Below are 10190 nucleotides of genomic sequence, written 5' to 3'. Positions count from 1 at the left end.
ATGCCCGATTGAGCGGAATTACACAACCTGCGTTGCATGATTCATGCCTTTTATACCAAAACCAGGCCAGTATTTAAAAAAAGAGCCCGGTTAATCAGGTTAACCGGGCTCTTGATATGAGATGCTGAAGTTTATTTTTTGAGTGCTTCTGCCATGGTCTTTCCGATATCAGCCGGGCTGGCTACAACATCGATACCACATTCTGCCATGATCTTCATTTTAGCGGCTGCAGTATCGTCTGCGCCACCGATGATCGCACCGGCGTGACCCATACGGCGGCCGGGAGGAGCTGTCTGGCCTGCAATGAAACCTACAACTGGTTTGGTTTTGTTTTCCTTGATCCAGCGTGCTGCTTCTGCTTCCATGCTGCCGCCGATTTCACCGATCATGATGATACCGTCTGTTTCAGGATCGTTCATCAGTAATTCTACCGCTTCTTTGGTAGGGGTTCCGATGATCGGATCACCACCGATACCGATAGCTGTGCTGATACCCAGACCGGCTTTAACCACCTGGTCAGCTGCTTCGTAAGTAAGGGTACCGCTTTTTGAAACGATACCGATGCGGCCTGGTTTGAAGATAAAGCCTGGCATGATACCTACTTTCGCTTCCCCTGCGGTGATTACACCCGGGCAGTTTGGCCCGATCAGGCGTGTTTTGGTACCCTGCAGGTAGTTTTTAACTTTCACCATATCCTGTACAGGGATGCCTTCTGTGATACAAACAACCAGTGCAATGCCTGCTTCTGCGGCTTCCATGATGGCGTCTGCTGCAAATGCAGGCGGCACGAAGATGATGCTGACATCAGCACCGGTGCTTTTTACTGCATCAGCTACAGTATTAAAGACAGGTTTATCCAGGTGAGAGCTGCCGCCTTTACCCGGGGTTACACCGCCTACTACATTGGTACCGTATTCAATCATCTGGGTAGCGTGGAAGGTACCCTCAGTTCCTGTAAAGCCCTGAACAATGATCTTCGATTGTTTGTTCACTAATACTGCCATGATATGTGATTCTGTAGTTTGAAATTTGCCGCAAAAATAGGTTAGAGTTTGGAGTTTGGGGGAAAAGCGGAAAGTTTTTTTCGGCCGGAGGCAAAAACATAATCTCCTGTTCGTCCGTCTGCAGGCTTAAAACAAGAAATTTCTGTCAATAATTTAGTATTTACTGCCCGTCATGCCTACTTTTGCGCCTGCCCGCAACGGGCAGCTATAAAAAACAAAGAAAAATGGCAACTACATCAGACATCAGCCGTGGTATGATCTTAAAGTTAGACGGCAGCCTGTATTCCGTGGTGGAATTCGGCGAAAACAAGACCGCCCGTGCCGCCGCCAAAGTGTGGGCGAAGCTGAAGGGAGTGGACAATAAACGTTCTATTGAAAAGACCTGGAACAGCGGTGAAACCATTTTCCCGGTACGTGTGGAGAAGAAAACCTTCCAGTTCCTGTACAAGGATGATACAGGTTATAACCTCATGAACAACGAAACATTCGAACAGATCGCCCTCGCGGAAGAAATGATGGATGCGCCACAGTTCCTGAAAGATGGTTCTGAAGTATTCGTATTCATCAATACCGAAACCGACCAACCGATCGGTGCAGAGCTTCCCGAAAAGATCGTTGTACAGATCACATACTGTGAGCCGGGCGTAAAAGGCGATACCGCAACACGCGCCCTGAAAGCTGCAACCGTTGAAACCGGTGCTACCGTAATGGTACCCCTGTTTGTGGAAGACGGCGAAATGATCCGCGTGAACACCAAAACAGGTGATTACGTAGAACGTGTAAAATAATTCCGCCGGCCGGCGGTTCCTCATGGCAGCCCTTCCGGCTGCCATGTTTTTTCAGCAAATAAAATACCAGTTCCGGTGGGAAAAAAATGAGTTGGGGAAGAGATTTCCCGAATTTGAGAAAAACGACGATTTTTATCAAAAAAAGGCTATTTTGCCCCCCGATTTGACCAAATCTAACTGATTTTACCCAAAAATTGCCAATTATGGACTTAAAGCAAATTCACGAATTGATCAAAATCATCAATAAAAGTAATATTGGTGAGATCAGTATAGAAGATAAGGATGGTAAGGTTACCATCAAGCAGAAAGAAGAAGCTCCGGTTACCGTAGCAGCTCCTGCTCCACAGGTTTACACAACAATGCCACAGGCCCCGGCCGCAGCACCTCAGGCCGCTCCGGCAACCACTCCCCAGGCAACGCCGGCCGCTCCGGCTGCACCAGCCCAGGCAGATAACCTCATTACGGTAAAAAGCCCGATGATCGGTACTTTCTACCGCCGCCCTTCTCCTGATAAGCCGGTACTTGCCGAAGTAGGTACCGAAATCGCTCCGGGAAAAGTGGTATGTATCATCGAAGCGATGAAACTCTTCAACGAAATTGAAAGCGAAATATCCGGCACAATCGTAAAAGTACTGGTAGAAGATGCCAGTCCTGTAGAATACGATCAGCCTTTGTTCCTGGTAAAACCCTAATGGTTACCGGTTGGTCCATAGCCCATAGTCTCTTTTGCTTAGTATAAATAAGCGATCAGGCTATTGCCTATGGGCTTTTTTAATTAGATCAAGATTAAATCAAGAACCGAATGTTCAAAAAAATATTAATTGCCAACAGGGGAGAGATCGCGCTCCGGGTCATCAGAACCTGCCGCGAAATGGGGATCAAGACGGTGGCTGTTTATTCTACCGCAGACCGCGACAGCCTGCACGTTCGTTTTGCAGATGAAGCAGTTTGTATCGGTAAGGCGCAGAGCGCAGATTCTTACCTGAATATCCCGCATATCATGGCCGCTGCAGAGATCACCAATGCAGATGCCGTACACCCTGGTTACGGCTTCCTGGCCGAGAATGCGAAATTCTCCCAGATCTGTGCCGATCACGGGATCAAATTCATCGGGCCAACGCCTGAGATGATCAATAAAATGGGCGACAAGATCACCGCGAAGGATACTATGATCAAAGCGGGCGTTCCTGTAGTACCAGGCGGTGAAGGATTGCTGAAAGATGTGGAAGATGCCAAATCCCTGGCGCGTGAGATCGGTTACCCGATCATCATGAAAGCAACTGCCGGCGGTGGCGGTAAAGGTATGCGCGTGGTATGGGATGAATCTGAAATTGAAAAAGCCTACACCACTGCAAAGATCGAAGCAGCAGCTTCATTCAAAAACGATGGTATCTACATGGAGAAATTCGTGGAAGAACCAAGACATATCGAAATACAGGTTGCGGGCGATCAGTATGGTACCGTTTGCCACCTGAGCGAAAGGGACTGTTCCATTCAGCGCCGTCACCAGAAACTGGTGGAGGAGTCGCCGTCTCCTTTTATGACGCCGGAACTGCGTCACCGTATGGGTGAAGCTGCCATCAAAGCGGCATCGGCCATCAATTATGAAAGCGTGGGAACCATCGAGTTCCTGGTAGATAAACACCGTAACTTCTACTTCATGGAAATGAATACCCGTATCCAGGTAGAACATTGTGTTACGGAAGAAGTGGTAAGCTACGACCTTATCAAGGAACAGATCAAGATCGCCATGGGCGAAAAGATCTCAGGCCGTAACTATGAGCCGCAGATGCACGCCATCGAATGCCGTATCAATGCGGAAGATCCGTATAATGATTTCAGGCCTTCTCCCGGAAAGATCACTACGCTCCATACCCCGGGCGGTCATGGTGTACGTGTAGACAGCCATGTATATGCAGGTTATGTGATCCCGCCGTATTACGATTCCATGATCGGAAAACTGATCACGGTAGCGCAGACAAGGGAAGAAGCCATCAATACCATGTACCGCGCACTGAGCGAGTATGTGATCGAAGGTGTCAAGACCACCATTCCATTCCACCTGCAATTGATGCAGAATGAAGATTTCAGGAAAGGTAACTTTACCACCAAATTCCTGGAAACATTCAAAATGCAATAAGAAACGAAAAGTATAAGCATAAAAAAATCCTCATGATGAATGAGGATTTTTTTATTGGTAGTAAAACCGGAAATTATTTTTTTCCGCCACCGCCGCCACCCGGACGACCACCGCCACCTGGGCCACGCTGCATAGACATAGCTTCGATCACTTTCTTAGCGAGGTCAGCAGGCAAAGCTTTTTCAAGCCTCTTGTTGCGCTCGTCAGTGATCTCTTTCATTTTTGCAGGTCTGTCAGCTTCGCTGGCATCTCTCAGGGCCATCATTTTAGGCCTCATGTCGTTGCTGATCGCAATAACAGAGTCAACCTGAACATCGTTCAGACCCATGTCTTTGTACCTTTGTTTCTGAGCAGCCAGACGTGCAGCAGGATCCTGTTGTCCGCCACCGCCCTGCGCCATTACAGTTGTAGCAGAACAACCGATAACAATCGCAAATAATGCAATTACTTTTTTCATACTTGTAAAGTTTAGTTTTACAGATTTAAGAAGAGAAAATTAAGCTATTTGACTATTCTGCAAGTGTTATTTTCGGTGGACAGCGGCATTTTTCCGGCATTCACATAGTCAGCAAGCCTGAAAATCGTGGGTTGGGCAGGTCTTGTTAAATGACCGTTAAGGATTGGCATAAAAAAAGCCCCACTCCTGGAAAGGAACGGGGCTATGATTGCTCAAGTCAAAAAAACTTATCTTAAAAACAACATCTCACGGTATTTGGGAAGTGTCCATGTTTCGTCGTCAACCAGTTGCTCCAGTTTGTCAACATGGTAGCGGATATCGTCGAAGAAGGCAGATTTTACCTGGCTTTCGTAAGCGATCGCTTTGGTACGTGTGTCTTCCATATTGTTGACGATTTTTCTTGCTTCTACCATGGCGTGTACTTTGTCATGGATCACCTGGATATGTTCGCTCACTTCTGTCAGCATCACCAGCTGGCTTTTGTAAGCAGTTTCCGGTAAACCTGCGGCTTTCAGGCCGTTGATATTGGTCAGCAGTTCGTTCTGGTATTTGATAGCAGCCGGCAGGATATGGTTGATTGCGAGATCGCCCATGATGCGTGCTTCGATCTGTACTTTTTTAATGTATTTCTCCAGTTCGATCTCGTGCCTTGCTTCCAGTTCAACGTGGGTATAAACACCATTTGATTCGAACAGCTTTTTAGCTTTATCGGTGATCATGGCATCCAGGGCGATAGGAGTGGTTTTCAGGTTTGGCAGACCGCGGCGCTCTGCTTCATGATGCCACTCATCGCTGTAACCGTCGCCTTCGAACAATACAGATTTGCTTTCAACGATGTACTTCTGGATCACATGCATGATCGCGATCTCTTTCTTATCTCCTTTTTCGATCAGTCCGTCTACCTCAGCCTTGAATTTCTTCAGGGTATCGGCCATGATCGTGTTCATAACGGTCATGGAAATAGCACAGTTTGCAGATGACCCTACTGCACGGAACTCGAATTTATTACCAGTGAAGGCAAAAGGAGAGGTCCTGTTCCTGTCTGTATTGTCGAGCATCAGTTCAGGAATGCTGCGGTGCAGATCCAGTTTCAGGATGGCTTCGTCCTGCTCGTCGAATTTGGTATTTACCCTTGTTTCGATATCTGCAAGTACTTTAGCGAGGTACTGACCTACGAAAACAGAGATAATGGCAGGAGGGGCTTCGTTGGCGCCGAGACGGTGATCGTTCGGTGCTGAAGCGATCGCAGCGCGCATAATATCTGCATAGTCATGAACCGCCTTGATCGTATTCACAAAGAAGGTAAGGAACATGAGGTTGGTCTTCGGAGTTTTGCCCGGGGCCAGCAGGTTAACGCCGGTATCAGTGGCCATGCTCCAGTTATTGTGCTTGCCGCTGCCGTTGATGCCTGCAAATGGTTTTTCGTGCAGCAGAACTACCAGCCTGTGACGTTTAGCCACGCGGCTCATGATATCCATTAATAAGGTATTGTGGTCAACCGCGATATTCACCTCTTCAAAAATAGGCGCACACTCAAACTGTGCAGGCGCTACCTCATTGTGGCGGGTACGTAAAGGAATACCGAGTTTGTAAGCTTCCTGTTCGTAATCGCGCATGAAAGCATATACACGCTCAGGAATAGAACCGAAATAATGGTCTTCCAGCTGTTGTCCTTTCGCTGGAGCAGCACCATATACGGTACGGCCGCACTGGATCAGGTCAGGACGCGCATTGGCGAGTGCCTCATCGATCACGAAATATTCCTGTTCCCAACCGAGGGTAGCAGTTACTTTGGTAACGTTCTTGTCGAAATAATTACAAACCTCAACGGCAGATTTGTTCAGCGTTTCCAGTGCTTTCAGCAACGGTGCTTTATAATCCAGTGATTCGCCGGTATAAGAAACAAAGATGGTAGGGATACAAAGTGTTTTACCCTGGCCGATCTCAAGGATGAATGCCGGTGAAGACGGATCCCATGCAGTATAGCCGCGGGCTTCAAAAGTAGCGCGCAGACCACCGCTGGGGAAAGAAGATGCATCAGGTTCCTGCTGGATCAGCGCAGCGCCGTCGAATTCTTCAATAGCAGTACCGTCGCTTTTTATGGTAAAGAAAGAATCATGCTTTTCAGCAGTAGTGCCGGTCAGAGGCTGAAACCAGTGTGTATAGTGGGTAACACCCTTGCTTTCTGCCCAGGCGCGGATACCGTTCGCGATCTGGTTGGCAACGTTCCTGTCGATTTTTTTACCACCCTTGATGCTGGTAATAAGGCTTTTGTAGCCTTCTTCACTCAGGAATTCGCGGGCAGTTTTCAATGTAAATACGTTAGAACCGAAGATCCCGGTGATCTTCGAACTCGCAGGAACCACTACCGCTTCTTTCTCGGAACCAGAGATGCTGCTGATAGCATTAAATCTTAAAGACATATAGTTTAGTTTTTTTGACGCCCCAAAATAAGTTCAATTGCAGCAAAAAATCAATATTGTTTGATGAGTGGGTGCAAAAAATTGAATAAAATGTTAAAAAAATAAACATGTAATTTATTTTAATTCGTTTTTTGGAGAAGCAGGGGTGCCTGGTCATGCATATTCCGGCCATCGGTCGGTGTCTTATATTAATTAAAAAATAATGTGATATTTTTTTTCAATTCCTGTAACCTGGAAATAATCGTTGCGTTAAATAATAAATAGAGTGCTGTATGAAACAAAAATTACTGCTTGTAACCCTGGTTTTGATCTCATTTGCTGCGGTTGCACAATGGCCTTTTAATAAAGTGGAAGGCAATGGGGTAATTAAAAAAGAAAAAAGAGAAGTGGGCAGCTTTTCTGCTATTTCGTCTTCCGGTGCCTGGGATGTAATGCTGGCCTACGGGAACAGCGGCAGCATTGAAATCGAAGGCGATGAAAACCTGCTGGAGCATATCGAAACCAAAGTGGAGGACGGCAAACTCATTATCCGTACCAAAAACAGGGAAAATATCCAGTCGCGCAGGAAAATTGTGATCTATGCTTCTGCCACCACCCTGAAAAGTGTAAGCCAGTCGGGCAGCGGCGATATCATCGGTGAAGGAAAATTCGAGAACAGCGGTTCAACCAAGATCAGCGTTTCCGGATCGGGGTCCATCAGACTCAATTTCAAACAATTTGCCCAGACTGATGTGAGTGTATCGGGCAGCGGCAATATAAAACTGGAAGGCACAACACAGAAATTATCCGGGCGGGTATCCGGCAGCGGTAATATCGATTGCGATAACCTGATTGCAGACGATGTGGAAGCCGGAATCAGCGGCAGCGGCAACATGAAAGCTTATGCTGCAGTGAGTATCAGCGCATCTATCAGCGGCAGCGGCAATGTGTATTACCGCGGTAATGCCAAACAGGTGTCCACACGTACATCCGGCAGCGGACGTGTAAAAAAGAGAGATTGATTTAGATTCAATATATGGCGCGAGTAAGGCCCGGTACTGCAATACCGGGCCTTTTGCGTTTTTTTATACAGTTCCTGTAAAAGTTCTCTTGCCTGCAAACGGCACTTCCTTACCTTTGCGCCATCATGGAAATTACAGTTAAAACAGCCCAACAGCTTCGCCTGACCGAAGAGGAATTTGAGTTGATAAAGCAAAAACTTGGCAGAACGCCCAATTTCACGGAATTATGTGCATTCAGTGGCATGTGGAGCGAGCACTGCAGTTACAAGAACTCCATCAAATGGCTGAAAACACTTCCGCGCGATGGCGGACGTATGCTGGTAGCCGCCGGTGAGGAAAATGCCGGTCTGATGGATATGGGTAACGGTTTCGGCGTAGTTTTCAAGATAGAAAGTCATAACCACCCCAGCGCCATCGAACCGTTCCAGGGAGCGGCAACAGGTGTGGGTGGTATCCAGCGCGATATTTTCACCATGGGCGCACGGCCGATCGCTTCTCTGAACAGCCTGCGCTTCGGTAACCTCAACGATAAAAAAACACAACGCCTGCTGGGCGGTGTAGTACATGGTATCGGCCATTACGGTAACTGCTTCGGCGTACCAACCGTAGGCGGCGAAGTTTATTTTGAAGATTGCTATCATACCAACCCGCTGGTGAATGCCATGAGCGTTGGTATCATGAAAGCGAAAGATATGATCAGCGCTACTGCCGCAGGTATCGGTAACCCGGTATTCTTTGTGGGCAGTGCAACCGGGAAAGACGGTATCGGCGGTGCTTCCTTCGCATCTGCGGATATTACAGCCGAAAGTGCCGAAGAATTACCGGCCGTTCAGGTGGGAGATCCTTTCCAGGAGAAAAAACTGCTTGAAGCCTGTCTTGAAGTGATCGGCACCAACGCCGTAGTGGGTATGCAGGATATGGGCGCCGCGGGCATTATCTGCTCTACAGCGGAAATGAGTGCCAAGGGTGGTGTAGGTATGCGCATCGACCTGGAAAAAGTACCAACGCGTCAGCAGAACATGAAAGCATGGGAACTCCTGCTGAGCGAAAGCCAGGAACGTATGCTGATCGTTGTGGAAAAAGGAAAGGAAGATGCGGTGCTGAAAGTGTTTGAGAAATGGGACCTGGCTGCTTCCAATATCGGCGAAGTGACCGGCGACGGCATGCTGCGTTTCTACATGCACGGAGAACTGGAAGCAGAGATCCCCGCACATGAGCTGGTACTCGGCGGCGGTGCCCCGCAATACACGCGTGAATACAAAGAACCCGCCTATTTTGAACAGATCAAAGCATTCAATGCAGATACTGTAGCAGACGTTACAGATATTAAAGCCACTGCTGAAGCACTGGTTCAGTTACCGAATATTGCGTCTAAAAGATGGGTGTACACACAGTACGACAGTATGGTAGGTGCTGCCAATACTTCTACCAATGCTCCCAGCGATGCCGCGATCGTGCTGGCAAAAGGCACCGGCAAAGCGCTGGCTGTAACAGTGGATTGTAACAGTAAATATGTTTTTGCAGATCCTTATACAGGAGGAATGATCGCTGTTGCTGAAGCGGCCCGTAATATTGTCTGCAGCGGCGGTGAGCCGATCGGCGTAACCAACTGCCTCAACTTCGGTAACCCTTACGATCCTGAAGTATACTACCAGTTCGTAAAAGCCGTGACCGGTATGGGCGATGCTTGCCGCAAATTCAATACGCCTGTAACCGGTGGTAACGTAAGTTTCTATAACCAGAACCCCGACGGGCCGGTGTATCCAACTCCAACGATCGGTATGGTAGGTGTGCTGGATAATTTCGAAGACCGTATGACCCTGGATTTCAAATCAGCCGGTGATGTGATCCTGCTGATCGGAAAACAACAGAACGACATCGCTTCTTCAGAATATCTCCACAAGCTTAAAAAAGTAACGCATTCACCTGCTCCGCATTTCAATCTGGATGAAGAATTTAACCTGCAGCAATTTGTGGCGGGCGTGATCAAAAACAGGCAGGTGGTAAGTGCACATGATATCAGCGAAGGTGGCCTTGCCGTTGCACTGCTCGAAAGCAGCTTCAACCGCGGACTCGGATTCGACATTACCATAGACGAGGCCGGAATCCGCAAAGATGCATTCTGGTTCGGGGAAGCACAGAGCCGCGTTGTGGTGAGCACAACCGAAGCAAACCTTGCATCACTTGAATCTGCATTGAACACAGCAGGTATCTCTTATACAAAACTCGGAACAGTTACAACCGGTGATATCCGTGTAAACGGTGAAAACTGGGGTACTGTAAAAGAATGGAAAGAGAAATACGATACCGCAATCGAAAAAATATTGCAGTCGGTATAACTAAGTCAGGGTACATTATTGCAGCAGCTAAGGCGGGT

8 protein-coding genes are annotated in these 10190 nt (G+C 47.8%); 5 read left to right on the top strand and 3 right to left on the bottom strand.

Annotated features, from left to right (window positions below; all coding sequences use genetic code 11):
* Positions 1 to 131 precede the first annotated feature (131 nt).
* Complete coding sequence (gene sucD, locus B5D42_RS12260) at positions 132 to 1004, bottom strand: succinate--CoA ligase subunit alpha (RefSeq protein WP_078831811.1); 873 nt, start codon at positions 1002 to 1004, stop codon at positions 132 to 134.
* Positions 1005 to 1228: 224 nt separating this feature from the next.
* Between sucD and efp the strand changes: the two genes are divergently transcribed.
* The 3 genes from efp (at position 1229) to accC (ending at position 3932) form a co-directional block, all read left to right on the top strand.
* The gene (gene efp, locus B5D42_RS12255; protein WP_078831939.1) at positions 1229 to 1792 is read left to right on the top strand and encodes an elongation factor P; all 564 of its coding nucleotides are present in this window, start codon (positions 1229 to 1231) and stop codon (positions 1790 to 1792) included.
* A 203-nt stretch (positions 1793 to 1995) separates the two neighbouring features.
* On the top strand, positions 1996 to 2484 hold the full coding sequence (accB, locus tag B5D42_RS12250) for an acetyl-CoA carboxylase biotin carboxyl carrier protein (protein ID WP_078831810.1): 489 nt from the start codon (positions 1996 to 1998) through the stop codon (positions 2482 to 2484).
* Between the two features lie 110 nt (positions 2485 to 2594).
* Positions 2595 to 3932: an acetyl-CoA carboxylase biotin carboxylase subunit gene (gene accC, locus B5D42_RS12245; protein ID WP_078831809.1), complete on the top strand. Its 1338-nt coding sequence runs from the start codon at positions 2595 to 2597 to the stop codon at positions 3930 to 3932.
* A 73-nt stretch (positions 3933 to 4005) separates the two neighbouring features.
* Here accC and B5D42_RS12240 read toward each other — a convergent pair whose 3' ends face one another.
* Positions 4006 to 4389, bottom strand: a complete 384-nt coding sequence (locus B5D42_RS12240; RefSeq protein ID WP_078831808.1) for a hypothetical protein — start codon at positions 4387 to 4389, stop codon at positions 4006 to 4008.
* Positions 4390 to 4616: 227 nt separating this feature from the next.
* Positions 4617 to 6812, bottom strand: a complete 2196-nt coding sequence (locus B5D42_RS12235) for a glutamine synthetase III family protein (RefSeq protein WP_078831807.1) — start codon at positions 6810 to 6812, stop codon at positions 4617 to 4619.
* Between the two features lie 272 nt (positions 6813 to 7084).
* Between B5D42_RS12235 and B5D42_RS12230 the strand changes: the two genes are divergently transcribed.
* Together B5D42_RS12230 and purL are read left to right on the top strand one after the other, a co-directional pair.
* A complete protein-coding gene (locus tag B5D42_RS12230; protein ID WP_078831806.1) occupies positions 7085 to 7813 on the top strand; it encodes a head GIN domain-containing protein in 729 nt (242 codons plus the stop codon).
* Positions 7814 to 7938: 125 nt separating this feature from the next.
* The gene (gene purL, locus B5D42_RS12225) at positions 7939 to 10152 is read left to right on the top strand and encodes a phosphoribosylformylglycinamidine synthase subunit PurL (RefSeq protein ID WP_078831805.1); all 2214 of its coding nucleotides are present in this window, start codon (positions 7939 to 7941) and stop codon (positions 10150 to 10152) included.
* The last annotated feature ends 38 nt before the right edge of the window (positions 10153 to 10190 follow it).

This window comes from Sediminibacterium ginsengisoli (genome assembly GCF_900167075.1).
Lineage (GTDB): Bacteria > Bacteroidota > Bacteroidia > Chitinophagales > Chitinophagaceae > Sediminibacterium > Sediminibacterium ginsengisoli.
This window is presented reverse-complemented; position numbering and strand designations above follow the sequence as displayed.